General features: G+C 47.2%; 29 protein-coding genes. 16 read left to right on the plus strand and 13 right to left on the minus strand.

Annotated elements, in window-relative coordinates; genetic code table 11:
• Nucleotides 1-74 precede the first annotated feature (74 nt).
• Nucleotides 75-1460, plus strand: a complete 1386-nt coding sequence (locus tag AAA946_RS12275; protein ID WP_338165100.1) for a peptide MFS transporter — start codon at nucleotides 75-77, stop codon at nucleotides 1458-1460.
• A gap of 86 nt (nucleotides 1461-1546) precedes the next feature.
• Here the strand turns inward: AAA946_RS12275 and hemH are convergent, their stop codons facing one another.
• The 3 genes from hemH to htpG all read right to left on the minus strand — a co-directional run bounded on the left by hemH (nucleotide 1547) and on the right by htpG (nucleotide 5463).
• Entirely contained in the window at nucleotides 1547-2506 is a 960-nt protein-coding gene (gene hemH, locus AAA946_RS12280) for a ferrochelatase (protein WP_338165101.1), read from the minus strand.
• A 117-nt stretch (nucleotides 2507-2623) separates the two neighbouring features.
• Nucleotides 2624-3268, minus strand: a complete 645-nt coding sequence (gene adk, locus AAA946_RS12285) for an adenylate kinase (protein ID WP_006071083.1) — start codon at nucleotides 3266-3268, stop codon at nucleotides 2624-2626.
• A 290-nt stretch (nucleotides 3269-3558) separates the two neighbouring features.
• Nucleotides 3559-5463 (minus strand): molecular chaperone HtpG, encoded by a 1905-nt coding sequence (htpG, locus tag AAA946_RS12290; protein WP_338165102.1) that lies wholly within the window; start codon nucleotides 5461-5463, stop codon nucleotides 3559-3561.
• A 259-nt stretch (nucleotides 5464-5722) separates the two neighbouring features.
• Between htpG and AAA946_RS12295 the strand changes: the two genes are divergently transcribed.
• The 3 genes from AAA946_RS12295 (at nucleotide 5723) to AAA946_RS12305 (ending at nucleotide 7434) form a co-directional block, all read left to right on the plus strand.
• Nucleotides 5723-6547, plus strand: coding sequence for a winged helix-turn-helix domain-containing protein (locus AAA946_RS12295; RefSeq protein WP_338165103.1), 825 nt, complete (start codon nucleotides 5723-5725; stop codon nucleotides 6545-6547).
• A 13-nt stretch (nucleotides 6548-6560) separates the two neighbouring features.
• Nucleotides 6561-7079 (plus strand): regulatory protein ToxS, encoded by a 519-nt coding sequence (locus AAA946_RS12300; protein WP_042496822.1) that lies wholly within the window; start codon nucleotides 6561-6563, stop codon nucleotides 7077-7079.
• Nucleotides 7080-7149: 70 nt separating this feature from the next.
• A complete protein-coding gene (locus tag AAA946_RS12305; RefSeq protein ID WP_338165104.1) occupies nucleotides 7150-7434 on the plus strand; it encodes a SelT/SelW/SelH family protein in 285 nt (94 codons plus the stop codon).
• Between the two features lie 335 nt (nucleotides 7435-7769).
• On the opposite strand, the gene AAA946_RS12310 is transcribed toward AAA946_RS12305, so the two are convergent.
• The 4 genes from AAA946_RS12310 to AAA946_RS12325 all read right to left on the minus strand — a co-directional run bounded on the left by AAA946_RS12310 (nucleotide 7770) and on the right by AAA946_RS12325 (nucleotide 11840).
• On the minus strand, nucleotides 7770-8903 hold the full coding sequence (locus AAA946_RS12310) for a flagellin (protein ID WP_338165105.1): 1134 nt from the start codon (nucleotides 8901-8903) through the stop codon (nucleotides 7770-7772).
• Between the two features lie 227 nt (nucleotides 8904-9130).
• A complete protein-coding gene (locus tag AAA946_RS12315) occupies nucleotides 9131-10267 on the minus strand; it encodes a flagellin (protein ID WP_338165106.1) in 1137 nt (378 codons plus the stop codon).
• A 134-nt stretch (nucleotides 10268-10401) separates the two neighbouring features.
• A complete protein-coding gene (locus AAA946_RS12320) occupies nucleotides 10402-11307 on the minus strand; it encodes a Dyp-type peroxidase (protein ID WP_338165107.1) in 906 nt (301 codons plus the stop codon).
• Nucleotides 11308-11342: 35 nt separating this feature from the next.
• The gene (locus AAA946_RS12325; protein ID WP_338165108.1) at nucleotides 11343-11840 is read right to left on the minus strand and encodes a DUF2919 domain-containing protein; all 498 of its coding nucleotides are present in this window, start codon (nucleotides 11838-11840) and stop codon (nucleotides 11343-11345) included.
• Nucleotides 11841-12008: 168 nt separating this feature from the next.
• On the opposite strand from AAA946_RS12325, the gene AAA946_RS12330 reads away from it, so the two are divergent.
• Both AAA946_RS12330 and AAA946_RS12335 read left to right on the plus strand, forming a co-directional pair.
• Nucleotides 12009-12347: a DUF2956 domain-containing protein gene (locus tag AAA946_RS12330; protein WP_338165109.1), complete on the plus strand. Its 339-nt coding sequence runs from the start codon at nucleotides 12009-12011 to the stop codon at nucleotides 12345-12347.
• Nucleotides 12334-12684: a DUF4156 domain-containing protein gene (locus tag AAA946_RS12335; RefSeq protein ID WP_338165110.1), complete on the plus strand. Its 351-nt coding sequence runs from the start codon at nucleotides 12334-12336 to the stop codon at nucleotides 12682-12684. Before AAA946_RS12330 ends, AAA946_RS12335 begins: the two co-directional genes overlap by 14 nt.
• A 74-nt stretch (nucleotides 12685-12758) precedes the next feature.
• Here the strand turns inward: AAA946_RS12335 and AAA946_RS12340 are convergent, their stop codons facing one another.
• A complete protein-coding gene (locus AAA946_RS12340; protein ID WP_338165111.1) occupies nucleotides 12759-13040 on the minus strand; it encodes a winged helix-turn-helix domain-containing protein in 282 nt (93 codons plus the stop codon).
• 286 nt (nucleotides 13041-13326) lie between these two features.
• Between AAA946_RS12340 and AAA946_RS12345 the strand changes: the two genes are divergently transcribed.
• From AAA946_RS12345 to AAA946_RS12360, 4 genes are read left to right on the plus strand one after another with little or no spacing between them, the layout of a single operon-like run.
• Entirely contained in the window at nucleotides 13327-13677 is a 351-nt protein-coding gene (locus AAA946_RS12345; RefSeq protein WP_338165112.1) for an ArsC family reductase, read from the plus strand.
• 55 nt (nucleotides 13678-13732) lie between these two features.
• Nucleotides 13733-14872, plus strand: coding sequence for a succinyl-diaminopimelate desuccinylase (gene dapE, locus AAA946_RS12350; RefSeq protein ID WP_338165113.1), 1140 nt, complete (start codon nucleotides 13733-13735; stop codon nucleotides 14870-14872).
• A gap of 25 nt (nucleotides 14873-14897) precedes the next feature.
• Complete coding sequence (locus AAA946_RS12355) at nucleotides 14898-15572, plus strand: M15 family metallopeptidase (RefSeq protein ID WP_338165114.1); 675 nt, start codon at nucleotides 14898-14900, stop codon at nucleotides 15570-15572.
• A gap of 9 nt (nucleotides 15573-15581) precedes the next feature.
• Nucleotides 15582-15791 (plus strand): DUF2897 family protein, encoded by a 210-nt coding sequence (locus AAA946_RS12360; RefSeq protein WP_338165115.1) that lies wholly within the window; start codon nucleotides 15582-15584, stop codon nucleotides 15789-15791.
• An 84-nt stretch (nucleotides 15792-15875) separates the two neighbouring features.
• On the opposite strand, the gene bamC is transcribed toward AAA946_RS12360, so the two are convergent.
• Nucleotides 15876-16898, minus strand: a complete 1023-nt coding sequence (gene bamC, locus AAA946_RS12365; protein ID WP_338165116.1) for an outer membrane protein assembly factor BamC — start codon at nucleotides 16896-16898, stop codon at nucleotides 15876-15878.
• 50 nt (nucleotides 16899-16948) lie between these two features.
• Nucleotides 16949-17827, minus strand: coding sequence for a 4-hydroxy-tetrahydrodipicolinate synthase (gene dapA, locus AAA946_RS12370; RefSeq protein ID WP_338165117.1), 879 nt, complete (start codon nucleotides 17825-17827; stop codon nucleotides 16949-16951).
• Between the two features lie 312 nt (nucleotides 17828-18139).
• Between dapA and AAA946_RS12375 the strand changes: the two genes are divergently transcribed.
• Nucleotides 18140-18682 (plus strand): glycine cleavage system protein R, encoded by a 543-nt coding sequence (locus AAA946_RS12375; protein ID WP_338165118.1) that lies wholly within the window; start codon nucleotides 18140-18142, stop codon nucleotides 18680-18682.
• 47 nt (nucleotides 18683-18729) lie between these two features.
• Nucleotides 18730-19194 carry a thioredoxin-dependent thiol peroxidase gene (gene bcp, locus AAA946_RS12380; protein WP_338165119.1) on the plus strand — a complete coding sequence of 155 codons (465 nt, stop codon included), beginning with the start codon at nucleotides 18730-18732 and terminating at the stop codon, nucleotides 19192-19194.
• 71 nt (nucleotides 19195-19265) lie between these two features.
• Here the strand turns inward: bcp and AAA946_RS12385 are convergent, their stop codons facing one another.
• Together AAA946_RS12385 and AAA946_RS12390 are read right to left on the minus strand one after the other, a co-directional pair.
• Nucleotides 19266-20336, minus strand: coding sequence for an AI-2E family transporter (locus AAA946_RS12385; protein WP_338165120.1), 1071 nt, complete (start codon nucleotides 20334-20336; stop codon nucleotides 19266-19268).
• A complete protein-coding gene (locus AAA946_RS12390; RefSeq protein ID WP_338165121.1) occupies nucleotides 20330-20587 on the minus strand; it encodes a sulfurtransferase TusA family protein in 258 nt (85 codons plus the stop codon). Before AAA946_RS12390 ends, AAA946_RS12385 begins: the two co-directional genes overlap by 7 nt.
• A 265-nt stretch (nucleotides 20588-20852) precedes the next feature.
• Between AAA946_RS12390 and AAA946_RS12395 the strand changes: the two genes are divergently transcribed.
• Genes AAA946_RS12395 through AAA946_RS12410 form a run of 4 tightly spaced genes read left to right on the plus strand, consistent with a single transcriptional unit; the run spans nucleotide 20853 to nucleotide 23709 of the window.
• Nucleotides 20853-22304, plus strand: a complete 1452-nt coding sequence (locus AAA946_RS12395; protein WP_338165122.1) for a beta-barrel assembly-enhancing protease — start codon at nucleotides 20853-20855, stop codon at nucleotides 22302-22304.
• A gap of 17 nt (nucleotides 22305-22321) precedes the next feature.
• Nucleotides 22322-22672, plus strand: coding sequence for an arsenate reductase (glutaredoxin) (gene arsC, locus AAA946_RS12400; RefSeq protein WP_338165123.1), 351 nt, complete (start codon nucleotides 22322-22324; stop codon nucleotides 22670-22672).
• Nucleotides 22672-23247: an NAD(P)H:quinone oxidoreductase gene (wrbA, locus tag AAA946_RS12405; RefSeq protein ID WP_338165124.1), complete on the plus strand. Its 576-nt coding sequence runs from the start codon at nucleotides 22672-22674 to the stop codon at nucleotides 23245-23247. The genes arsC and wrbA overlap by 1 nt, the downstream gene beginning before the upstream one ends.
• A gap of 33 nt (nucleotides 23248-23280) precedes the next feature.
• Complete coding sequence (locus AAA946_RS12410; RefSeq protein ID WP_338165125.1) at nucleotides 23281-23709, plus strand: DUF2069 domain-containing protein; 429 nt, start codon at nucleotides 23281-23283, stop codon at nucleotides 23707-23709.
• An 87-nt stretch (nucleotides 23710-23796) separates the two neighbouring features.
• Here AAA946_RS12410 and AAA946_RS12415 read toward each other — a convergent pair whose 3' ends face one another.
• Nucleotides 23797-24996 carry a DUF2066 domain-containing protein gene (locus tag AAA946_RS12415; protein WP_338165126.1) on the minus strand — a complete coding sequence of 400 codons (1200 nt, stop codon included), beginning with the start codon at nucleotides 24994-24996 and terminating at the stop codon, nucleotides 23797-23799.
• Nucleotides 24997-25078 lie beyond the last annotated feature (82 nt).

Raw genomic sequence — 25078 nt, forward strand, 5'->3', positions numbered from 1 at the left:
CTTGCGGATATTAATGTTGTCAGGTATACCATTTGGCACATTAAATTCTTTGATGATAAAAATTAGTAAAACTTATGACAGCACAACGCAACATCCTTGGCCATCCACGCGGCCTATTCCTACTGTTCGGCACCGAACTTTGGGAACGTTTCTCATATTATGCTATGCGCGCAATATTAGTTTTGTTCCTAACAGACACCACAATCAATGGTGGTATGGGCTGGTCTACTAAAGATGCTCTGGATCTCTATGGTATCTATACTGGACTTGTTTACATCACTCCGCTTATCGGTGGTTACATTGCCGACAACTACTTAGGTCAACGTAAGTCGATCATCATCGGTGGTGTACTGATGGCGGCAGGCCAATTCGTGTTAGCGGCAGCGGCATCCGGTGAGCCAAGCGCCCAGATGTTCTACGGTGGTCTGGTACTGCTTATCGCGGGTAATGGTATGTTTAAGCCAAACATTTCGACCATGGTAGGTGACCTATACGCAGAAGGTGACAACCGTCGTGATGGCGCGTTCACCATCTTCTACATGGGTATCAACCTAGGTGCACTACTAGCGGGTATCGTTGTTGGCTCAGCAACTAACTCTTTCGGTTGGTCAGCTGGCTTTATTGTGGCGGGTATCGGCATGGTGATCAGCCTAGTGATGCAGATGACTATGGCGAACTCTTGGCTAGGTGACATTGGTAATGTGCCGGCGGCAGCACGCGCTCGTGAGCTAAGCCAATCAAAAACCAAAGCGCCACTCACTCGTGAGGAGATGGATCGCTTGAAGGTTATACTGATTATGGGTCTATTTGTTATCGTTTTCTGGGCGGGCTTCGAGCAAGCGGGTGGTCTGATGAACATCTACACCCAGCAATATACAGATCGTATGATTGGCGACTTTGAAGTGCCAGCAGCTTGGTTCCAGTCTCTAAACCCATTCTTCATCATTACTCTTGCGCCAGTACTGGCCGCTATCTGGGTGAAACTGGGCAAACGTGAGCCAAATTCACCGGTTAAATTTGCACTTGCACTGTTTTTCCTAGCAGCAGGTTTCCTTTGCATGGTTGGCGCAGTACTTGAGCAAGGTGGCGACACCAGCGTGAAAACCTCAATGCTATGGTTAGTAGGTGCATTCTTCTTCCACACACTAGGTGAACTGTGTCTATCTCCAATTGGCCTATCACTGGTAACTAAGCTTGCGCCACTGCGTCTTGCGTCTTTGATGATGGGTGCATGGTTTGGTTTCAACGCCATTGCGAACTACGTAGCGGGTCTTGTTGGTTCACATGTGGGCGAGCTAGGTGCTATGGCTATCTTTAGTGGTATCGCGATCACAGCCGTTATCTGTGGCGTTATCCTACTGTTGTTCGCGAATACACTTGTTAAGTGGATGCACGGTGCAGAGCAAAGCTCAGTAAGCAATGCAGAACAAGTAGAAGAGCAGCAAGCTCAAATCGCTTAATTGTTTATTCGTTTAATCGAATAGAAATAACAAAGGCCAGTCATCATGACTGGCCTTTTTCGTTTAAGCTCATTTAGATTGATGCGCTACGCGTTATTCACCAATTCTGCCATCATGGCGACGTGGGCGTCTGAGTCGTTGAGACACTCGATGTAACTAAAGCGCTCACCGCCAGCCTCGATAAAGGTCTCTTTGGCCTCTATCGCGATTTCTTCCAGAGTTTCTAAACAGTCCACAGAGAACGCTGGCGTCATAACATCGATGGTTTTGATACCCTCGCTTGGCATCTTCTCAAGCGTCTTGTCGGTATAAGGCTGTAGCCACTCTTCACGACCAAAGATCGATTGATAACTCATTCCCATCTGCGATTCATCCAAGCCAAGCTCTTGGCGTAATCGCTCTGTTGTTACCTGACAATGCAGTGGGTACACATCGCCATTGTCCGCATAACGCTTTGGTATGCCGTGGTAAGAACACAACAGGTAATCGGCGCGGCCATTTTGCTCCCAGTGAGCTCTCACTTTGTCAGCAAGCGCTTTGATGTACATAGAGTGATCGTGATAGTCACGAATCATAGAGAAGGCCGGTAAGGTTGAAATCGACTTACACGCTTTCGCGATCCCATCAAACGCAGCAGCTGTTGTGGTGCCCGAGTACTGCGGATAAAGCGGCAGTACCACGATCTTTTCTACGCCTTGGTCGAGCAGTTTAGTGATCCCGCTTTGTAGCGATGGATTACCGTAACTCATGCCAAGTTCAACAGGAAGGTTGATTGATTGAGCCAGCTTATCCGCCTGACGCTTGGAGTACACCATCAGCGGTGAGCCCTCGTCCATCCATACCGACTGATAGGCTTTAGCGACCTTAGGAGAGCGAATAGGAAGAATGATACCGTGCAGCACCGGACACCAAATCCAGCGGGTCATATCCACGACACGATGATCGTGCAGAAACTGCTCTAAAAAGCGTTTCACCCCTTTTGCTGTCGGTTCATCTGGCGTGCCAAGGTTGACCAACAACACACCTGTTTTTGACGAATCGCTCATAGACTTCCTTTGTTTTTAATAGTATTTCTAAGCGAATTATATACCTATGAACGCTTTTCTTGGATCAAAAAAAACGACCCCGAGAGGTCGTTTTTTTAACGAATTCACAAATGTCGATTAAGACAGTGCTTTTTCGATGTCAGCGCTTACGTCAGCCACTTGCTTAGTACCGTCAAATTTTAGGTACTTAGTGTTGCCTGCTTCTGCTTCTTTACCGTAGTAAGCAATTAGCGGCGCAGTTTGATCGTGATATACACCTAGACGAGCACGAACGGTTTCTTCTTTGTCGTCATCACGTACCACTAGGTCTTCACCTGTCACGTCATCTTTACCTTCCACTTTAGGTGGGTTGTAAACAACGTGGTAAGTACGACCAGAAGCAAGGTGAGCACGACGGCCAGCCATACGCTCAACGATTACGTCATCAGCTACGTCAAATTCGATCACGTAGTCTACATCTACGCCCATCTCTTTTAGGCCATCAGCCTGAGGGATAGTGCGTGGGAAACCATCTAGTAGGAAACCTTTCTCGCAATCGTCTTGAGCGATACGCTCTTTGATTAGACCAAGAATGATGTCATCAGATACAAGTTGACCTGCATCGATAACTGCTTTCGCTTTCTTACCAAGCTCTGTGCCCGCTTTGATTGCTGCACGTAGCATGTCACCAGTAGAAATTTGTGGAATACCGTATTTTTCCATGATGAATTGAGCTTGTGTGCCTTTACCTGCACCTGGAGCACCTAAAAGAATGATGCGCATGACTTGTCCTCTTATATAAAAAAAGATTTATACCGAAGCCTACTGCTTGATGCCCAATGGGCATGTTTGCTGCGATACGTTTCGGTATAAACGGTTTATTCAAAAAATAGTTGAATCTTTAACTTGGCGCGCATTCTATCATAGAAATCGCTTGCTTGACGCCAAAAGTGGTCTAAAGATCCTGCTTTGCACTCTAAAGTAACCTAAAAGTGTGCGTTTAGCCCTGAGAAAACAAGAGCTCGAATCCTCGAGCTCTTAATTAGACTAGGGTGTCCGACTCCACAAGGGAATTAGACTTTAGCCAAAAGCTTGTTGATCGCACCCAAGAATTGCGATGGATCGGTCATCGAACCGCGCTCTGCAAGCATCGCTTGACCAAGCAACACTTCAACCCAGCGGCCGAATGCTTCTTCGTCGGCTTCATCTGCCATGCGCTTAACCAGCTCGTGCTCAGGGTTAATTTCAAAGATGTATTTCACCTCTGGTACTTCTTGACCCGCCGCTTCAAGAAGCTTCGCCATTTGTGTACCCATTTCGAAATCATCAGTGACGACAACCGCTGGTGTGTTTGCTAGTTTGAACGTAGTGCGAACTTCTTTAACGCGCTCACCTAGATAAGTTTGCGTGCGCTCAACTACTGACTTGAACTCTTCTTCAGTCTCTTTTTGCTTCTCTTTCTCTTCTTCGCCTTCGAACTTGCTCAGATCAAGACCCGCTTTAGTGATTGACTGGAACTGCTTACCATCAAACTCAGTGAGGTAGTTCATTAGCCATTCGTCGATACGGTCATACATCAAGACAACTTCAATGCCTTTCGCTTTAAACTGCTCAAGGTGTGGGCTGTTCTTCGCTGCTGCGTAGCTGTCTGCTGTTAGGTAATAGATCTTATCTTGGCCTTCTTTCATGCGCTCAACATAAGACGCTAGAGAAATCGTCTGCTCTGCAGAATCAACTTCTGTCGAAGCAAAGCGCAGTAGGCCTGCTACTTTCTCTTTGTTCGCCATGTCTTCAGCAGGGCCTTCTTTTAGTACTAGGCCAAACTCTTTCCAGAATGACTGATATTTCTCTTCATCATTCTTTGCCATGCGCTCAAGCATAGTCAGCACGCGCTTAGTACAGGCACCACGCAGCGATTGGGTTACTTTGTTGTCTTGAAGGATTTCACGAGAAACGTTCAGTGGTAGATCGTTTGAATCTATCAAACCACGTACAAAACGCAGGTAAGATGGCATAAACTGCTCAGCGTCATCCATAATGAACACGCGTTGAACGTAAAGCTTTAAACCGCTCTTATGGTCACGGTTCATCATATCCCATGGTGCTTTGGCTGGGATGTAAAGCAGGCTGGTGTAGTCGTTTTTACCTTCTACACGGTTGTGACTCCAAATCAGTGGATCCGCGAAGTCGTGAGAAACGTGTTTGTAGAACTCTTGATATTCTTCGTCTTTGATATCAGATTTGTTGCGGGTCCAAAGTGCTTGAGCTTTATTGATTTGCTCCCACTTACCTTGGTCGGTCTCTTTACCTTCTTCGTCACGCTCAAGTGTCCAGATAGACACTGGAATACCGATATGGTCAGAGTACTTGCTGATCACATCGCGCAGACGCCATTCAGATAGGAACTCTTTACCTTCCTCACGCATGTGGAGCACGATGTCTGTACCGCGAGTCTCTTTGGTGATGTCTTCAATCGTGTAATCACCTTCGCCTGCAGAGTGCCACTGTACGGCTTGATCAGCAGTGGTGCCCGCTGCGCGAGTGCGAACGGTTACCGCATCTGCAACAATAAACGCAGAATAAAAGCCCACACCAAATTGGCCAATAAGCTGAGAGTCTTTGCTTTGCTCTTCTGACAGTTTGGCAAAAAACTCTTTGGTACCAGATTTAGCAATCGTACCAAGATGCTCAATCACATCATCACGCGTCATACCAATACCGTTATCCGAAACGGTTAGCGTGTTGTTCTTCTCGTCAAATGACAGCTTTACCCCTAGGTCTGCATCACCTTGATACAGTTCTGAGTTAGATAGGGCTTGGAAGCGCAGCTTATCTGCAGCATCCGATGCATTGGAAATCAGCTCTCTTAGAAATATTTCTTTGTTTGAATACAGAGAGTGGATCATAAGGTGAAGAAGTTGTTTTACCTCGGACTGGAAGCCACGAGTTTCTTTGTTCTTGGTTTCAACGGTGCTCATGCTATCTCCATTTACACATTTCATACCGAGTGTCGTTATTGTCGTACTCGATATCACTATGATTCATCGATTAAAGAGATGAGGATGAAGATTGTAAATTCAAGGTAAAGATAAATAAAAATACTGTTTTTTTGATTTGTTTTTATTATCCTACTGCACCTGACTATAAAAAAATCCTAAAATTCTATAATTGGCTCTGTTGGTATACAGCGCCAAAATACCTGTTCCGTCGCGTTGCGGCATTAAAAAGAAGAATGCAATGAGTAACATAGGCACTAAGTTTATACTCGGCCAGAAGTACATTTTTGACCCAAACAGCAATTCGTTGGTCGATCAAACCAATAACGATGAAGTCGTTCGTCTTGGTAGTAATGAAAGTCGCATCTTACTTCTACTTGCTGAAAGACCGAATGAAGTGATCACTCGAAACGAACTGCATGATTTCGTTTGGCGTGAACAAGGCTTCGAGGTTGACGACTCTAGCCTTACGCAAGCTATCTCTACGCTGCGTAAAATGCTGAAAGACCCTACCAAATCTCCTCAGTTTGTTAAAACGGTGCCAAAACGTGGCTACCAGTTGATCTCTGCCGTTGAGCGCTCAGCACCAAAAGCCTCTTCAGACACGGTGGATGAAGCGCCGGTCGCTGAATTGCCGACAGACAAACTGGAAACGGTTACCAGTGCTACTGCACCAGCAGCCACTGTGGCTATTGCACCAAAGCCAAAAACGCCACCAAGTGTTTGGGCTATGGTTGCCGCTGCTATTTTGCTACCCATTTTAGTGTTAATGGGTACCAACCCAGCGCAGTCGACCTTTAAGCCACTGAGCGTCGTCAATGAGGTTCAGATTGTGACACCAGAAAGCCACCCTGACGTGACGAGCTGGCTACCAAAGATTGAACAGTGCGTGGCAAAATATGTAGAGACCCACACTGGTGATATGTTACCAGCTGAGGTCATTGTCACTGGCGACCAAAGCGATCAAATCGCGCTAAACTTTATCCACAAAGTCGAGCATTCACGTGAAAACAGCACTATGCGTATCTTCACTGAACAGTCTGACTTGTCTAAAGTGTGCCAGTAAGGAGTCGTCACCGATGAAAATGAAATACGCCGCTATCTTACTGGCAATCTCAACTGCGTTGAGTGCGTGGTTATACTGGGGAAGTGATCTTAAGCTAGAGCAAGTGCTCACTTCAAATGAGTGGCAATCGAATATGGTTGGCATTATTGCCGCGAGACATTATCCAGATACGGATATTGGTCCATTGAGCCGCCTTGAAATGTCAGCAAACGTGAAGTACCTGCCTGGTGGTGAGTATATTCGTGAGTCTTCGATGCGCCTGTTTGGTGACGATCCAGAGACACATACGCTGATTAAAATTTCTGAAATGGGCACGTGGACTATCAGTGACAATTATCTACTGATTTCGCCACGTGAGTTTAAGGATACTGCGACCGCGCAGTCTGATGAGTTTACTCATGAGCAACTTGCGATGATCAAGCAGTTCCTAAAAATGGAAGCGCAGCAGAGCCGTCGTATCGACATCGTCAACGAGAAAACACTGCTACTGACCAGTTTGAACCAAGGTTCGTCAATCTTGTTCTCAAACTAACTCGGTTCAGATATATAGTATTCAAAGGAGGCGCAAGCCTCCTTTTTTAGTCATATCAACAGGGAAGATTATGCAAAAAGCGACCATCGACATTTATTATTGCCGCCAGTGTAACTGGATGCTGCGCGCCACTTGGATGACCCAAGAGCTTCTGCACACATTTAGCGAAGAAGTGGAAACAATCCGTCTACACCCAGACACTGGTGGGCGATTTGAAATTTGGTGCAATGGTAAACAGATTTGGGAGCGTAAGCGCGATGGCGGCTTTCCAGAGGCGAAAGTACTTAAGCAGAAAGTGCGTGATATTATCGCGCCAGATCGCGACTTGGGGCATGTGGACAGTACCAAGCGTTAACCAAATGCACTAACCACCCTTTACCACCCATATTAGTTTCACTTACCCACGCCGTCTTCACTACCCCACGTCATCTTCACGAACGTGAAGATCGCAAAAAGCGCGCTGCACACTAAAAGGTGATGATTAATTCACATCTTTTTAGTCCGCAACGCGCTTTAGGAGATCCCCTTTTTCAAGGGGATGACGGAACATCGTCTATCTCAACTGAACATGGTCATCCTCACGAAAGTGAGGATCTTTGTCCGCGAGTATTGTGCTCAAACTATGTAATACCCGCTTTAAAAGCCCCTTTTTCAACGGGGGATGACAGAGTGCTTTGTCGATATGTCCGATTAACCCAGTAGGCTCAATGCCGCGTTTGGTGCCTGTTTCGCTTGCGCCAAGATTGAGCTTGACGCTTGCGATAGGATTTGGCTCTTGGTCATCGACGTGGTTTCTTTCGCGAAGTCAGTATCTTTGATACGGCTCTTCGACGCGTTCACGTTCTCGTTGATGTTATCCAAGTTGTTGATTGCGTGGTTGAAGCGGTTTTGGAATGCACCAAGCTCTGCACGGTGGCTGTCCACGTATTTTAGTGCTGAGTCGAGAATCGCAACCGACTCTTGTGCGCCGCCTACCGACGTTACGTCAATCGTATCAACCGTTACCGCTTTACCTGCTTGCATGTCTAGGTCACCCGCTAGGCCGCCAGAGAAAGCCACAGCGCCGTCAACTTTGTTGTTACCAGCAAATACCTGTAGTTTACCGTCTTGGTCTACAGACGCTTTTACCATGTCAGTTTGACCGTTGATGTACGTCGCTAGCTGCTCGATATCATCACCCTCTTTCGCATTGATGGTGATAGATTGTGCGTCGCCAAAACTGTCTGTTAGGTCAATCGTTAGGTCGTTAGCACCTGCCGCTACGCTCCAGTCTTTGTCTTTCGCGTTCGCAGCTTGGTAGCTAGTGCCGCCCATTTGTGCGTTGTCAGAGCGCATGTCACGTAGGCTCAGCATCACCGCTTCACCGTTGTCAGCACCGATTTGGAATGACTTAGTACCGTGTGTACCGTTAAGTAGCTTGTTACCACCGAAAGACGTGGTTTCTGCGATACGGTTTAGTTCGTCGTTCAGTGCTGTCACTTCTTCTTGAATCGCAACACGCTCAGCTTTTGAGTTAGAGCCGTTCGCAGATTGAAGTGATAGATCACGCATACGTTGCAGGATGTTGGTGGTCTCGTTCATCGCGCCTTCAGCAGTTTGTGCGATAGACACACCGTCGTTGGCGTTACGTACCGCTACATCAAGACCACGGCTTTGTACGTTCAAACGGTTAGAGATTTGTAGACCCGCTGCGTCATCTTTCGCGCTGTTGATTTTGTGACCAGACGACAAACGCTCCATTGAGGTTTGTTGAGCTTGGTTTGCGTTGTTGAGGTAACGCTGCGCTGTCATCGCTGATACGTTTGTATTTACATTCACTGCCATGTTGTTTCTCCAATTGATTTTCCGGTGTAGCGGTTTCCGACGTCTCGGAAAACCAAGTAGTTCTCTCAAAGTTACTTTCTTTATCGTCCTTAAAACCAAACACTTGAGAGAAAAAGATAACAAAGTTACGAATTTTGCTGCTTTAGAGCTGAAGATGTGACAGAAATGGTAAAAAGAAATGTTTTATCAAAAAAAGACTAAAGTTCGACTCAAAGCTGTCGATGGCTCTAGCCTTGTAATAGGGTCAATGCCAAGTTCGGCGTTTGTTTCGCTTGCGCCAATATCGTGGTACTCACCTGCTGAAGAATTTGTTGCTTAAGCATTTGAGTGGTCTCTTTGGCATAGTCTGTATCGCGAATACGGCTTTGTGATGCAGAGAGATTCTCTTCCATGTTGGCGAGATTATTGATGGTATGGTTAAGGCGATTTTGAGTCGCGCCTAATTCAGCACGATGGCTATCAACAAACTTCATCGCTTTATCGAGTACGGATACGGACAGCTGCGCGCCGCCCACTGTACCGATAGACATATCGTTCACGGTGACGACTTCGCCAGTCTTCAAACCGACTTCACTAGCAAAGCTACCGGAAAAACTCACGGCTCCCGCGACTTTATCTGAATCTGCAAACACCTGAAGCTGACCGTTCTCGTCTACCGAGGCCGACAGTACATCGGTTTGTCCGTTGATGAAGGTTGCCACCTGTTCAATGTCATCCCCTTGCTTAAGCTCAATCGTCACCGATTGGGTATCCCCACCCGCATCGACATAGCTAAAAGCAAGAGCATTGTTGCTCTGGCCGACTTGCCATTCTGATGGCGCACTGCGTCCCGCTTGATATACCGCTCCTCCCATAGAGAGCTGATCAGTACGCAAATTTGCCAGGCCGACTTGCAGTGCTTCCCCTGACTGAGCGCCAATTTGAAACGACGAACTACCAAAGGTGCCATTCAGTAACTTTCTGCCACCAAAGCTTGTGGTTTCAGCGATACGGTTTAGCTCATTATTGAGTGCCACAAACTCTTGCTCCAGCGCTTGCCTATCTTGTGAAGAGTTAGCTCCGTTGGCACTTTGCAAAGAAAGGTCACGCATACGCTGCAAAATCTGCGTCGCTTCATTCATTGCACCTTCAGCGGTTTGCATGATTGAGATCCCATCGTTGGCATTACGCTGCGCAACCCCAAGCCCACTGATCTGAGACTCTAAGCGATTGGCAATTTGTAAACCCGCGGCATCATCTTTAGCGCTGTTGATACGGTGTCCCGACGATAAGCGCTCTAAGGACTGGCTGAGTGCTTTACTCGCCGAGCCTAAGTGGTTTTGCGCCACCATTGCGCTGACATTGGTATTCACAGTGATCGACATATCGCTTCCCAAAGCAGGATGAATTGAATAGCTTAGTTATCGACCAACGTTGAGGAAACTTGAGAGATTTAGAACAGCGCTCTCAAAGACAAATGGACTGTCTTTGAGAGCGTTTTATAGAAGTGTTGTTGCGATTAGGCTTTAACGGTTAATGACGCCAACATAGCCTGAGACGGAGCAAAGAAGTAAGCCCCTGTCACAGCCTTGGTAAAGCGAAGCAATTGGTCTGTTTTACCGTCGGTAACACCATACATGCTCTCTAGCATCGCATCGAAATTGTGAACCGTATTACAGTACGCAATGAACAGCAGACCATGTGGCCCACTAACACTGCCGTAAGGCAAGCTATGGCGAACAATTTTTAGTCCTTTACCTTCTTCTTTAATGTCGACTCGGCCAACATGTGATGCCACTGGAACATCTTCAAGCTCAATGCTGTCGGGTTTGGTACGACCCACCACTTTTTCTTGCGCTGCAACATTCAATCGGTTCCATGCTGGCAAGTTGTGCTCAAAGCGCTGCACCATGACATAACTGCCACCAGCGAACTCACCATCTGCCACTAGAGCGACATCTGCACGCTGATCGCCTTTCGGGTTCTCAGTACCATCGACAAAGTCAGTCATATCGCGAGAATCCATAAAACGGAAGCCTTGGGTTTCATCGACAACAGTAACGTGCTCAGAAATTTGTCCCATCAGCTTACGTAGCAGATAGAAGTGCAGATCATGGCGCTGTGAGTGGCAATGAATCAACACATCCACATCCGTTGAAGGAGCATATACTTCGCCCTCACCCAGCTCAGGGAAAGGCTTTAGTTCAGCCGGCATGGACTGGTCTAGTTGAGACCAAAACGCGTGGGAGAAAGCCACAGAGAGCGTAAGTTCAGCACCTGGTTGAGCTTGGTTCAGTTCATCCACCAAACTCGGCAAGGTTTGCAACGCGTCCAAAACCTGTTGAGCGTTTTGATTGACTTTTAATTGAGCATACAACGCAAAAGGTTCGGCCTCTGGCGTGATCGCACTTTGTGGTAATGACATTGTCTTTCCTCTGTTTTTTCCGCTCAGTGTATTTTTTACTGATGGTTGATTGTATGACCTTGATCAGAAACTGAAGTGATTTTGGCTGGTAACGCCAAACTATCTGTTACTCGACGACTGTTACATAGGTAGATGGCAAACCAAGCCAAGGACACCAGTGTCACGGCATTTGGCCAGCTAAATTGCCAATGCTGCAAGTTAACCAGGTAAGTGGTGTGCATCAATTGCAGTCCCACCACGATAAGGGTCACCGGCTTCATTAAGCTGACCAGAAAATTGGTTTTGGTTGAATCACTTTTGCGCAACCCCACCAACCACATGCCCACAACAATCGGCAAGCCCATCGCCAGTCCGACATACAACATCGTATGGTTAGGATAGACGTATTGAAGAATATTGCTGCCCTCTTGTCGGCTGGCTCCCGCCACAACAAAGACGACCCACGCACGAATCAAAAATGCCCACCCCAACCAAAGCCAAACGGGTGGCTTTAGTAAACCGTGCTGATCGTATTGTTCTATGGCGTAACGCATTTTACGTCTCTAATTTTAACTCATATCAAACTATATGGTGCTAATCGCGCTTTGATTCAAGACTGAGTTGTGCATTGTGCTAAGATGCTCGAAAACTATGGCTCGAATGAGAATGATCTAAGGTGATTACTCCGAACCATTGCTTGAAACGGATCGCGTGGAACCAAGATGAAAAACAATAAAAACACACCTTCAGTGGAAACTCAGCAAGAGGCGATGAAAATAGCCAAAGCAACTCAAAAACCAGGGCAAACCAAAGAGCAAACCAAGCTGGTGGCTCAAGGGATCGAAAAAGGCATTGCGCTATACAAAAAACAACAAAAAGAGAAAAAGCGCCAAGCTGATAAAGCACAAAAGAAGCAGAAACGCGCCAAGTCGGTCGAGCCAGCAACCAGCCAAGCAACCACAGATACCGTAGAGAGCGTGTCAGCTCCTCGCACTGCAATTTTACCTTGGGCATTGCTTACTTTGAGTTGGGTGGGGTTTATTGCCTATGTTGCACTTTAAACGAACATTGGGACTTTGGGCTGCGATAGCTTTGCTGCTTTCTGGCTGTGCTCAACCATTTAATCAATTACAGTCGGAACAAGCCGCTCAAGTTGAAATGCGGCTCGATGCGAGTGTAGATGTCTCTGATTGTGAGTGGAAAGGCGATGTAACGGGTTCTGAAGGGTATTGGTACACGTATTTATTCTTCAAGAATGATTCTTTAACGCAAGGTGCGGTCAATGGCATCAAAAATCACGCTGCTGCGCTAGGTGGCGATACCGTATTGCTTCTCAGCCCAGTCTATTTCAGCACCTCTGTAACCCTCTTTGGTAGCGCCTACCGCTGCAAAAAATAAAGCCGAAGCTTAGCTTCGGCTTTATTTTTCATTCTCATGCACAATGAGTATTCAAACCCTTTCGCAGCGGAGCGTTATACGCCCAACGTGGTTTCAATGTCGCCTTGGCGCTCAATGACCCACTGACTGTCAAAAGGTCCCCAGTCGGATAACTGGTAATAACCATCATTATGTCGACGCCCATCTTGAACAAACATGAGCTCAATGCCGATACCTGGTAGCGCCTTGATAACGTCTTGAATGGTACGGCGAGGCCACCCCGTTTTCTCGATTAGTTTTGGCACATTCGGTCTTTCAATGCTTTCAACAAGCAAGGCCAGATAGAGACGACGTGCAAAAACAGGACTCAGTTCCATTGACACCTCCTATTTATGTGCTTTTCCAATATATTGGATTTCCGCTTGGCCGTGTTGCGCTCGATCAAGTTCTTGCTCATCGCTCTAATTTCGAAATTCAAGAATTTGTAACCATAAGTGGCGATAAACAGAATAAAAACTGTGACCAGCGACAAGGTTTTGTTTAAAGCAGCACTTCTTGATAGGATGCTTAAACATAACCAAGTGTTTGACGCAAATTCACGTTTCAACGCGTTCAAAGCACGAAAACGAAAGTCAAAAGTTCAACGCCCATAAGGAAGTCATCATGGCCACTACGATGTTTGGTATTCCCAACTGTGACACGATAAAGAAAGCAAAAAAATGGCTTGAAGCCAACGAGTTAGAGTATCAATTTCACAACTATCGCAAAGACGGTATCAGCGAAGGCATGGTTCGCAACTTCTGTGAGCAGCTTGGTTGGGAACAAGTCGTAAACAAACGCGGCACGACTTACCGCCAACTCACTCAAGAGCAAAAGGACAGCTTAAACCAGGAGACGGCCATTGCTCTGTTAGTCGAGCACTCAGCGATGATCAAGCGCCCCATTCTCAACGTAGATGGCACTTTGCACATTGGATTTAAAGCGGAACAATACCAACAAGTATTTGGTGTTTAATTCAACCATCGCATCACACCCCTCATTAGCCTATTAGAAACAAGGATCCTCAAGGATGAATGACAGCCCAGTATTGGCACTAGCAAAAGATCTTATTAGCCGCCAATCCGTAACCCCAGAAGACGCCGACTGCCAGAAGGTCATGATTGAAAGATTAGAAAAGCTCGGTTTTGACATCGAAGTCATGGTGTTTGAAGACACCACCAACTTCTGGGCTCGTCGTGGTACTGAAGCGCCACTGTTTGCGTTTGCAGGCCACACTGACGTAGTGCCTGCTGGCAATCTCGACCACTGGCACACGCCTCCTTTTGAGCCAACTATTATTGATGGTCATCTGCACGGCCGCGGCGCAGCAGATATGAAAGGCTCATTGGCTTGTATGATTGTAGCGGTAGAGCGCTTTATCGAGAACCACCCGGACCACAGCGGCTCAATTGGCTTTTTGATTACCTCTGACGAAGAGGGGCCATTTATCAACGGGACAACACGTGTTGTCGATACATTAATGGCGCGCGATGAAAACATCGACATGTGTATTGTCGGTGAGCCATCCAGCACTCACAGCGTCGGTGATGTGGTTAAGAACGGTCGCCGTGGCTCCATCACGGGCGATTTGACCGTCAAGGGCACACAAGGCCACGTGGCTTACCCACATCTTGCCAATAACCCTGTTCACCAAGCACTTCCTGCACTGGCAGAGCTGGCAGCGACTAAGTGGGACGAAGGCAACGACTATTTCCCGCCAACTAGCTTCCAGATCCCGAATTTGCATAGCGGCACAGGTGCTAGCAACGTGATTCCTGGTGAGTTCAACGTTCAATTTAACTTCCGTTTTAGTACAGAGCTGACTGACGAAACCATTAAGAGCCGCGTCCACTCTACATTGGACTTACATGGCTTGGACTACGATCTAAAATGGACACTGAGCGGTCATCCATTCTTAACAGATAAGGGAAGCTTGCTTGATGCCGTTGTCAGTGCGGTTGAAGAAGTGAATCACCAGCAACCGGAGCTGTTAACGACGGGCGGCACCTCTGATGGTCGTTTCATCGCACGAATGGGCGCTCAAGTCGTGGAGCTGGGGCCCGTGAACGCCACAATCCATAAAGTGAATGAGTGTGTGAACGTCGCCGACCTTGAAAAGCTGACTGACATGTACGAACACACATTGATTAACTTATTCGCTAAATCCTAAGCTAAGGTTCTAAGTCGAGGTCTCTATGCAGATAACGCAGCTTGTTGGGCAGTCCGACGACGCTTTGGTTGACGTGACCATTGGCAGTAAATCATTTTTAGTGCATCCGCAGGTGCAAGCTGATTTGCTGGCATTGGTAGCGGCGGCCAAAGAAGCGGGGTTTGAGCTTTACTTGGCAAGCGGCTATCGATCGTTTGAGCGTCAGCTGGCAATTTGGAACAACAAAATGTCCGGTCATACGCCTATTTTGGATCAAAACAGTCACCCCATTGAGACCAAGAACATGAGTGACGCCGACAAAGTCCAAGCGATTTTGAAATGGAGTGCGCTGCCTGGCGCAAGCCGTCATCATTGGGGCACAGACTTTGATGTCTATGCGGGAAATTTGCTGCCCAACAACACCCGTTTGCAACTGGAGCCTTGGGAGTACTTGGAGGGTCATCAGCGTGAGTTTTTTCTTTGGCTCTCGGAGCAAGCGCCAATGCATGGGTTTTTCTTCCCTTATAGCAAAGACTTAGGCGGAGTGGCAATGGAACCTTGGCACATTAGTCATCACCAAACCAGCTCGGCGTGTCTAGCGCAGTTTTGTTGTCAGCAATGGCGACAAGTTTTGCAGCAATCGGATATTTTGGGACGTGAGGCGATACTTTCTGAACTCGATTCCATCTACAATCAATATGTGACCAACATAAACCGTTAAGAGCAGACAATGATTGAATGGCTATTTAACCCTTGGGTAATCATTATCGTGGTACTGGCCGTGGTAATTGGCAACATTGCCGCGCTCAAGTACACCGCGAATATGAAGTTTCAGCAAAGTGACAAGGTCAACTCACGCAAAAATCAGCTCGATCGTCTCAATGAGCTAGACAAACAAAAGTATGGCGACAAACCGAGTGACGAAAAGAACAAATCGTAGCAAGTGCGGCGGTATTGAGTCTCAAAGGCAGATTGAAAAGCGTATAAAAAAAGGACCGTTAAGGTCCTTTTTTCTTATGCCTGATTAAGGCTCTTTCTTTATCACTGTGGCGATGAGAGGCTCAAGTGAACGCAGTAAGTTCTCGGCTACAGGTTTGCCATCGCTGTCAGTCACATTGATCGACGTACGGTTACCCAAGTCACCAAACAGGAAGGTGTACTCGCCCGGCTCAAGGTCAATAGGCTTGAGACCTACTTCATTCCAGAATTCGTCATCTGGTGACGCGTATTTGGCTTTCGCTGTACCTTGAGACTGGTTACGCTCTTCAATGGTAAAGCCCATTTTCGGTAATAGCGTTGGAAGCTCTTGCCACAAGACATTGTATGGCGTACGTGCAATGATGACCGGCAAGCCACTGCGGTCTGTACCCATGCTGATTGGGATAGATTTCACCAACTCTTGAGCACGAAGCGCCGCTTCTTCACGAAGGTCGCGATCATAACGCGCTGTGACTAAGTTCGTCATCAAGGTGTTGTAACGTTCTTCATTCACGCGAGTGACAGGTTTCACTGTGCCACCTTCGCGCCAATCGATCAGCTTCATTTTAAAGCCATAACGGTTGTTAGCTTCAAAACGAGTAATTTCGTAGCGGCTACCAATTTCAACGTCTTCGTCTTCCGATACCCAGGTTACCCAGTCGGTCTCGATACTGTCGTTGGTCTCATTAACGGCCTGAACATTGATTTCGGCTAGCATGGTTTTCACCGTTGCCCAAACCTTATCCATTTCTTCTTGTTGAAGCAGCCACAAGGTTACCTCTGAGCCCTGTCTTTCCACACGTGCGCCAGGGATCAGTTCTAATACCTGTTGCGGTGGACGAATATCTACTTCACGACCAATTCCGCCGGAAAAGTCACCTTGAGGGATCTCATAATTAGGGTAGAACTGGGGCGTCGCGCCTTCCGGTAATGTCCAGTTTTTAAGACCTGGCGCATCAAGGTAATTGAAGTCATCTTTGGCTTCACGACGGGTTTTCGGATCACTTGAGCACGCGGCTAAAACAATAACAGCTAACGTTGAGACCGCTAGCTGACGTGAAAATTTCATTGATACTCCCTTATATAAGAGGAGCTCTACGCTCCTCTTATTCATTCAATTTAGTAAATGCAGGCTTCTGTTAGTGCTTTCGCCACAATTGGCTTAGCACTTTCAGACAACTCTGTCATTGGCAGTCTCAGGTCACCATTTGCGATGAGACCCATTTTGTGCGCCGCCCACTTAACTGGGATCGGGCTTGATTCGACAAACAAGTTTTTGTGCAGTGTCATCAGGCGCTCATTGATAAGTCTAGCTTCTTCAAAATTACCTTCTAATGCTAGATGCATCATGTTGGCCATGTCAGCCGCTGCAATATTGTTGGTCACAGAGATAACGCCTTTACCACCCAGTTGAACAAAATCAAGGCCAGTCGCGTCATCACCACTTAGTAAGATAAAGTCTTCGCCACAAAGTTCACGATGAATCTTCACTCGAGACAGATCACCCGTCGCATCTTTCAAAGCAACGATGTTTGAAATCTCTGCCAAACGCGCAACGGTTTCTGGCTGCATATCCACACCAGTACGACCTGGTACATTATAAAGAATCTGTGGAATGTCTGTTTCTTCAGAAATCGCTTTGTAGTGCTGATACAAACCTTCTTGTGTCGGTTTGTTGTAATAAGGAGTCACACTCAAGCAACCTGCAATGCCGACATTGTTAAATAGACGGCTAAACGTAATCGCTTCATGAGTGGCATTGGCACCAGTGCCAGCAATAATTGGTAAGCGGCCATCAGCGAACTCAACCGTTTTCGCGACGACTTTTACATGTTCTTCAACCGTTAATGTTGCCGATTCCCCGGTTGTACCAACAGCAACAATGCCATCCGTACCCGCAGCAATATGATACTCGACCAGTTTTCGTAAACTAACAAAATCGACTTCGCCATCGGTGGTAAGAGGGGTTATAAGCGCAACAATACTTCCTGAAAACATGGTGATCTCCCTAAATTGATACTTACTGCATGGTACTGTAATGCTATTGATAAACACAAGAGCTGAAAAACAGATCCCATCAAGAAGTGGATGAATAATGTCAGATTTCAGATATGAGGCACGTGTAAGATGCGCTATTTCGCGTAAAAGGTGTCAGTGACGAGTTAATTTTTCTGTTGTTATATGACGTTGCCATGTAAGCCCATGTTGACGTCAGCGATGGATGATTTGCGAGAATCGGTTACATCAATCACAAGAGCTTTGGTAATAGCTATGCTACCATATAGCCAACAAGGAACTTAGAGTGACACTATGAATCAGTATTTAGTGATTACCGCAGTTGGCACTGACCGACCAGGGATCTGTAACGAAATCGTCCACCTCGTTGCCAACGCAGGTTGTAATATCATCGATAGTCGCATCGCCATGTTCGGCAATGAGTTTACGCTCATCATGCTGATATCAGGCAATCCAAGCTACATCACTCGCGTAGAAACCACCCTACCGCTTTTAGGTCAAGAACATGATCTGATCACCATGATGAAGCGTACCTCCAAGCACGACGCCATTCCAAATCAATACACTGTGGAAGTGTTTATTGAGTCAGAGGATCGCGTTGGATTGACCGAAGAATTTACTCAGTTCTTTGCCGATAAGAACATTGGTCTTGCTTCGCTGAGCGCGCAAACCATTGTCAAAGAAAGGGCGGGAACCGACGTTGATCAATTTCAATTAGCATTAAGTGCCAACGTTGAAGAAAACTGCAATCTTATGCAGCTTCAAGAAGAGTTTGAGGCACTGTGCAATCAGCTGTCTGTTAAAGGTTCGCTTAACTTTATCAGCGGCAGCCACTAAAAATAACAATACAATCTGTAAAGAACACAATCTTCAAAGGAAACTCAATGAACACATTGATTGCGGGCACCCCAGCCCCACAATTTTCACTGCTCGACCAAGATGGTAACACGGTAACTCTGGCGGATTTTAAAGGTAAAAAAGTCCTATTTTACTTTTACCCAAAAGCAATGACACCAGGTTGTACAGTGCAAGCGCAAGGCCTTCGCGATACGAAAGCTGAGCTAGACGCTCACAACGTAGTCGTACTAGGCGTGAGCATCGATCCTGTTAAGCGTTTGGGTAAGTTTATTGAACGTGACCAACTTAACTTCACACTATTGTCAGACGAAGACCACGCTGTTGCAGAACAGTTTGGTGTGTGGGGCGAGAAAAAGTTCATGGGCAAAGTCTATGATGGTCTGCACCGCATCAGCTTTTTGATCAACGAAGAAGGTGTGATTGAACACGTGTTCAACAAGTTCAAAACCAAGACTCACCACGAAGTCGTGTTGGATTACTTGAACGGCTAAGCCTTCAATAAAATTGGGTTATAGAAAAGCCGCTCTTTTGAGCGGCTTTTTACTATGAATGCTACTTGCTTCTATGTGGCGGGCTGTGTTGGATCATCATGACTTGGCAGTGCATTCCATACCGCTTTCACAAGCGTTGCCAACGGTATCGCAAAGAACACGCCCCAAAAGCCCCACAGACCTCCAAATACCAACACGGCAACGATGATCGCCACTGGGTGCAGGTTTACGGCCTCTGAGAACAATATCGGCACCAACACGTTTCCGTCTAGCGCCTGAATGATGCCGTAAGCCACCAACAGCCAGTAAAATTGTGGTGTTAATCCCCACTGGAATAAACCAACGATCGCCACCGGCACCGTGACAGCAGCCGCACCAATATATGGGATAAGCACTGAGAAGCCGACAAGTACAGCCAGCAGTACGGCATAGCGCAAATCTAGCACCGCAAAGGTGATGTAACTGACTGTACCTACAATGATGATTTCCAGCACTTTACCGCGAATGTAGTTGGAGATTTGTTGGTTCATCTCAATCCACACTTTATTCGCTAAACGGCGGTTTCTTGGCAGCACGCCGCTCGCCATATCCACCATCTCTTCTTTGTCTTTCAATAAGAAGAACACCAGTAGCGGCACTAAAATCAAATACACCGCAAGCGCTGCTAAGCTGACTAAAGACGCCAATGAACCTTTCACTACGTTCTCACCAAGCAGCAACACTTTATCTTTAACGTTACTGATGATGGTCTCGACGATATGCACCTCAGCGAGGTCTGGATAGCGCTCTGGGATAGACGCCACAAACTGCTGCAACCCGCTGTACATGTTAGGGATATCATTGAGAAGGTTGCCGATCTGATTCCATATGGTAGGCACCAAACCAAAAATAGCCATCAACATCAAACCTATAAACACGAGAATCACGGTTATCACAGCAACAGTACGTGGTAATCCGAGCTTTCTTAGCTGACTTACTGGCCATTCGAGTAAGTAAGCCAACACAATCGCCACAAGCAGTGGTGCAATCAAATTGCCAAAGAAGTAAATGGTGATAAAACCAAATAGCAAAATAACCACCAGACTGACCGCATCTGGATCTGAAAAACGTCGCTTATACCAACGACGGACCATTTCTAGCATTCGCTATCCTTCTTATTAACTATCGTCATTACGGTAATCTCATCCTGCTGCTGGCACTGCACGTCGGCGTTATGCTTGGCCAGATAGTTACTGCAATCGCGAACCGACTGACTATCGATGATTCGAACCTTAAGTGTCTGGTTGGAGCCTAGTGCTTTGTATGCCCGCTTAACCAAAAGCAGCGACATAGGACAACGCTCTTGTTCTAAATTGAGTTCAATGTGCGTCATCAGCTTGTTTTCACTCATCATCGTGCTCGCGCAGTCTGTGATTTACCTTCAATGGGTCTATTGTAAAGACTTTTTCAGGCATCCCCAACCTGTATGTGTTACAGAACGCCAATTACCTCGACAATGTATCACCAGCAAACAATAACTAAAGTCTATCTTTGTCACGGATAAGTCCTTTTCTAACGTCTATCCGTATGCAAAAATGTTGCCCTAGAGGATAAGGTAGGAAACCCAACGTCAGTTTTGTGGTCATACTTACCAACTATAAAGGAGTTACCTCACCAGCATGTTGAAACGTACCCGTTCGTTGGTTTGCTTATGTATTGCAGCCACATTATCTACTCCCCAAGTGTCGTTCGCCGAGATGGATCTCCCCGAGATTGGCACGGCTGCGGGTGCAACCCTAACCATAGATCAAGAGCTTATCTATGGCGATGCGTACATGCGGATGATTCGCGCCAGTTCACCGATCATTAACGATCCCGTTCTCAATGAGTACATCGATTCGGTAGGACATCGTCTTGTTTCCAGCGCGAACGATGTAAAAACGCCGTTCACTTTCTTCATGATCCGCGATCGTAACATCAACGCATTTGCCTTCTTTGGTGGTTACGTCGCACTTCACTCGGGACTGTTCTTGCATGCTCATTCGGAAAGTGAGCTTGCCTCAGTTATTGCGCACGAAATTGCGCACGTAACACAGCGCCACTTAGCACGTCGAATGGAAGACGAAGCTCGCCGTTCTCCGGCAACCGTTGCCGCACTGGTGGGCTCACTATTGCTTGCCATTGCTGCGCCTCAAGCGGGTATGGCGGCACTAACGGCGACGACAGCAGGCTCGATGCAGGCGTCAATTAACTACACCCGAAGTAACGAGAAAGAGGCAGACCGCTTTGGTATTGCAACATTGGCGCGCGCTCAATTTGATGTCAACGATATGCCTCGCTTTTTCGGTCGTCTTGCGGATGAATACCGATATGCCAGTAAACCGCCACCAATGCTGCTGACTCACCCATTGCCAGAAGACCGTATCACCGATACTCGTGAGCGAGCACAGGCCTATCCACCGCTGCGCGTGCAGCCATCAATCAGTTACCATTTGGCAAGAGCACGTATCGTCGCTCGTCATGCCGGTATCAAATCTGATGCGGCGATGGACTGGTTCCAGCGAACCGCCAAGAAAGCACCAGCAAAAATTCAGAACTCATTTGAATATGGTAAAGCGCTGGTGTATCTCGATACCAATCAGCTAGACAAAGCGGAAGCGATCCTCAACAAATTGCTCGACCATGATCCGAATAACAACTTCTATCTTGATGCGGCCTCAGATCTTTACATCGCGAAAAAGCAACCACAAAAATCAGTCAAACTGATGGAAAGTGCGCTCAAGGTGAAACCGAATAATGCGGTTATCACTATCAACTACGCCAATGCGCTACTTGAGAGTGACAAAACGGATGAGGCTATCAAGGTACTGCAGCGCTTTACCCACGATAGACCAAAAGACACCAACGGCTGGCACTTACTCTCTGAGGCTAACATTAAGCAGGGTAACAGTGCGGAAGACTTGGCCGCACGCGCTGAACTTATGGCGCTTAACGCTCAATGGGACAAATCAATTCAGCTCTACTCGCAAGCCAGTCAACTTGCCGAGCTAGGAAGTTTAAAACAAGCACGCTATGACGCGCGTATCGACCAGTTACTGGTCGAGCGTGAACGATTCATGGCCTTACAATAAAAGAGAAAGGAACCCTTATGTCAGTCACGATTTTTCATAACCCTCGCTGCTCGAAAAGCCGTCAAACCCTCTCATTGCTAGAAGAAAAAGGCATCGAGCCAGAGGTAGTAAAGTACCTAGACACACCACCGACTGTCGACAAACTAAAGCAGTTGTTTAAGCAGCTTGAGCTTGAAAGCGTACGTGCAATGATGCGTACCAAAGAAGACATCTACAAGCAGCTTAACCTTTCAGATCCTACCTTGACTGATGACCAGTTATTTCAAGCTATGTTTGAGAACCCTAAACTGATTGAACGCCCAATCGTGGTGACTAATGGCAAAGCCAGACATGGCCGCCCACCAGAGCAAGTGCTTGAGATCTTATAATGTCTTGCCAACTATTGGTGTTGTACTACAGCCGCCATGGAAGTACCCAGCGGCTGGCTCGAGCCATCGCTCGTGGCATTGAGTCTGTAGAGGGCTGCGAAGCATTGCTTAGAACCGTGCCGGAATTGGAAGGTGGGCGCGACATACAGAGCGATGCTATTGCCACCCAAGCGGAACTGAAAGCTTGCGATGGATTAGCCATGGGAAGCCCTGTTTGGTTTGGCAATATGGCCGCCCCACTAAAGCATTTTTGGGACCAAACTACCTCACTTTGGCTTAGTGGCAGCCTCATCGATAAACCGGCTTGCGTATTCACCTCATCGTCATCAATGCACGGCGGACAGGAAAGTACAGCCATGAGTATGATGCTCCCCTTGATGCACCATGGCATGATGCTGATGGGCATCCCTTACAGCGAACCTAAGCTGCACTCTACCACCAGCGGTGGCACACCTTATGGCGCTTCTCATGTCGCTAATAGCAGCGTACAGCTGAGTGATGACGAGTATGCGTTGGCGGTAGCACTTGGCCAAAGGTTGGCGACAACCGCTCGCAAACTCAAGAATGCCAGTTAAACAAAACTCAGTATCAAGGACTAGGTACACGCGATGAGCATTAAATCCTTAATCAATACCAAAAACATGCGAGCTTTCGCTCTCACCGCTAACTTTGCCCTGCTCTGCTGGGTTGGTTTATGGCATGGCTATTTATCCCCTCATCCACACATTAACCCCTATGCACTTACCGTCGCATGGTTAATACCATTGTTATTGCCTTTACCGGGCATTTTGGCAGGTAAGCCTTACACACACGCATGGGCAAACTTTGTGTTAATGCTGTACTTTCTGCATGCCCTAACTCTGCTATACGCCGATGAAGGTGAACGCTGGCTGGCACTGGTTGAGTTACTGCTGACAAGTTCCGCCTTTGTGGGTAATACCATCTATGCTCGACTCAAAGGCAAAGACATGGGATTAAAACTGCCAAGATTGTCATCGGTAGAAAAGCAAGAGCGTGAGCGCTACGGAAAGGACTAGAGCGTTTCAAAAAGCGAAGCGATAGAGACAAAAAAGGAGGCATTACGCCTCCTTTTTTAGGTGATAACTGTGCGCCATCGTTCCTGATTAGTACAGCCACTCAAAACTGAGTTCAGGTCGCACCGGCTTTCCCATCGCAGCAATACCATCAACGACAAGCTCATCGGTCGGTGCTGGGTCAGCAGAGAGCGCATTCGCACCTTGCGTATCAGTCACATCTTGTACTTGCTCAGCGGCGTTCGAGTTTTCTGCATCTGTCGGGAACACTTGACTATCTTGCTCTGGAGTTTCCACAGGCACTGACTCGAGCTTTTTAACCAAACCCAGTTTAAGCACTTCTTCTTCAAAGGCCTCTAGTGAGCCCAATAGAGAAACGCGCATCGTCACTACGTCACCACTCACTTCAGCCACATCGACTTTAGCGGTTGACGCTAAGCGACCTAACGCGCGCTCTAGAGTAAAGAAAGCATCGGCACTGCTCATTCGTGAGAACGACACCGACACCATACCAGCACTCTCACCTAGAGTTGTGGCCACATTTTGTGACGCATAATAATCGCTGATTTCATCAATCGCGCTGGCAATAGCCAGTTCTCCAGACGTTGAACCAGTGACTGGCGCGAGGGTATTTTTACCCAGTTTATCTGGCGTTTGATCGTACAGTGTGTAACGAAGATTGTTACCTTGCTTACGAATCACCGCGATCGCGTCCACTGGGTAGCGTGTCGTTGCCTGTGCTATTGGCCCAACAAACCCGCCCCAAAGGTCAGTCGTTTGGATACCTGTGATATCGTCAAAGTCTCCAATTGGGAACGTGATCGGCAGTCCACGTCGATTGGCTTCTTTCTTCAACTGGCTGGCGCTTTGTGAGTTGCTGTGCTCCCAAACAATCGTGCGATCATAGCCACTGTCTTCTACCAACCACACCATCACGTTTTTGCGATCAACAGGCCAAGATGACAGGTCCGCTTGAGTCAATAGTGTCGTAATTTGCTGACTGTTGAAGCTCAAACGCATCGCCTGCTCACCATCCACTTGGGTGTAGCCAAGCTGTGTGATGTATTGTGAACTCTTGCCTAACGCTTTTTTGACCACAGGATTAGACGCTGCATTACTGTCGCCGCTGGCCTTGATCAATACTTCTAACATGCCCTTTTGGCGTGCCAGTTCATCGGCATTCGGTTGTTGGGAATCCACCACAACTTCCGTCGAGTAGATATCAACTTTTGTCAACGCATATGCTGGCAAAGCACACGCGGCAGCCAACAACCAAGCTAAATAACGCATAAGCATCCTAAATTACAAATAGATAAGCCGAAATGATAAGCAAGTATGCGTTTTGGAGCAAGCTCACTGATTCAAGGTTTGG

Origin of the sequence: Vibrio sp. 10N (assembly GCF_036245475.1) — a bacterium.
GTDB lineage: Bacteria > Pseudomonadota > Gammaproteobacteria > Enterobacterales > Vibrionaceae > Vibrio.

Bases quoted from the DNA above. Each gene is read 5' to 3' on its own strand.
- bamC (WP_338165116.1), bottom strand. From the start codon at position 16,898: ATGAAATTTTCACGTCAGCTAGCGGTCTCAACGTTAGCTGTTATTGTT.
- AAA946_RS12330 (WP_338165109.1), top strand. From the start codon at position 12,009: ATGAAAAACAATAAAAACACACCTTCAGTGGAAACTCAGCAAGAGGCG.
- AAA946_RS12375 (WP_338165118.1), top strand. From the start codon at position 18,140: ATGAATCAGTATTTAGTGATTACCGCAGTTGGCACTGACCGACCAGGG.
- AAA946_RS12300 (WP_042496822.1), top strand. From the start codon at position 6,561: ATGAAAATGAAATACGCCGCTATCTTACTGGCAATCTCAACTGCGTTG.
- htpG (WP_338165102.1), bottom strand. From the start codon at position 5,463: ATGAGCACCGTTGAAACCAAGAACAAAGAAACTCGTGGCTTCCAGTCC.
- wrbA (WP_338165124.1), top strand. From the start codon at position 22,672: ATGTCTTGCCAACTATTGGTGTTGTACTACAGCCGCCATGGAAGTACC.
- AAA946_RS12310 (WP_338165105.1), bottom strand. From the start codon at position 8,903: ATGGCAGTGAATGTAAATACAAACGTATCAGCGATGACAGCGCAGCGT.
- AAA946_RS12410 (WP_338165125.1), top strand. From the start codon at position 23,281: ATGAGCATTAAATCCTTAATCAATACCAAAAACATGCGAGCTTTCGCT.
- dapA (WP_338165117.1), bottom strand. From the start codon at position 17,827: ATGTTTTCAGGAAGTATTGTTGCGCTTATAACCCCTCTTACCACCGAT.
- adk (WP_006071083.1), bottom strand. From the start codon at position 3,268: ATGCGCATCATTCTTTTAGGTGCTCCAGGTGCAGGTAAAGGCACACAA.
- AAA946_RS12315 (WP_338165106.1), bottom strand. From the start codon at position 10,267: ATGTCGATCACTGTGAATACCAATGTCAGCGCAATGGTGGCGCAAAAC.
- AAA946_RS12385 (WP_338165120.1), bottom strand. From the start codon at position 20,336: ATGCTAGAAATGGTCCGTCGTTGGTATAAGCGACGTTTTTCAGATCCA.
- AAA946_RS12340 (WP_338165111.1), bottom strand. From the start codon at position 13,040: ATGGAACTGAGTCCTGTTTTTGCACGTCGTCTCTATCTGGCCTTGCTT.
- AAA946_RS12320 (WP_338165107.1), bottom strand. From the start codon at position 11,307: ATGTCATTACCACAAAGTGCGATCACGCCAGAGGCCGAACCTTTTGCG.
- bcp (WP_338165119.1), top strand. From the start codon at position 18,730: ATGAACACATTGATTGCGGGCACCCCAGCCCCACAATTTTCACTGCTC.
- AAA946_RS12305 (WP_338165104.1), top strand. From the start codon at position 7,150: ATGCAAAAAGCGACCATCGACATTTATTATTGCCGCCAGTGTAACTGG.
- AAA946_RS12295 (WP_338165103.1), top strand. From the start codon at position 5,723: ATGAGTAACATAGGCACTAAGTTTATACTCGGCCAGAAGTACATTTTT.
- dapE (WP_338165113.1), top strand. From the start codon at position 13,733: ATGAATGACAGCCCAGTATTGGCACTAGCAAAAGATCTTATTAGCCGC.
- AAA946_RS12395 (WP_338165122.1), top strand. From the start codon at position 20,853: ATGTTGAAACGTACCCGTTCGTTGGTTTGCTTATGTATTGCAGCCACA.
- AAA946_RS12415 (WP_338165126.1), bottom strand. From the start codon at position 24,996: ATGCGTTATTTAGCTTGGTTGTTGGCTGCCGCGTGTGCTTTGCCAGCA.
- AAA946_RS12325 (WP_338165108.1), bottom strand. From the start codon at position 11,840: ATGCGTTACGCCATAGAACAATACGATCAGCACGGTTTACTAAAGCCA.
- AAA946_RS12335 (WP_338165110.1), top strand. From the start codon at position 12,334: ATGTTGCACTTTAAACGAACATTGGGACTTTGGGCTGCGATAGCTTTG.
- AAA946_RS12390 (WP_338165121.1), bottom strand. From the start codon at position 20,587: ATGATGAGTGAAAACAAGCTGATGACGCACATTGAACTCAATTTAGAA.
- AAA946_RS12345 (WP_338165112.1), top strand. From the start codon at position 13,327: ATGGCCACTACGATGTTTGGTATTCCCAACTGTGACACGATAAAGAAA.
- arsC (WP_338165123.1), top strand. From the start codon at position 22,322: ATGTCAGTCACGATTTTTCATAACCCTCGCTGCTCGAAAAGCCGTCAA.
- AAA946_RS12355 (WP_338165114.1), top strand. From the start codon at position 14,898: ATGCAGATAACGCAGCTTGTTGGGCAGTCCGACGACGCTTTGGTTGAC.
- hemH (WP_338165101.1), bottom strand. From the start codon at position 2,506: ATGAGCGATTCGTCAAAAACAGGTGTGTTGTTGGTCAACCTTGGCACG.
- AAA946_RS12275 (WP_338165100.1), top strand. From the start codon at position 75: ATGACAGCACAACGCAACATCCTTGGCCATCCACGCGGCCTATTCCTA.
- AAA946_RS12360 (WP_338165115.1), top strand. From the start codon at position 15,582: ATGATTGAATGGCTATTTAACCCTTGGGTAATCATTATCGTGGTACTG.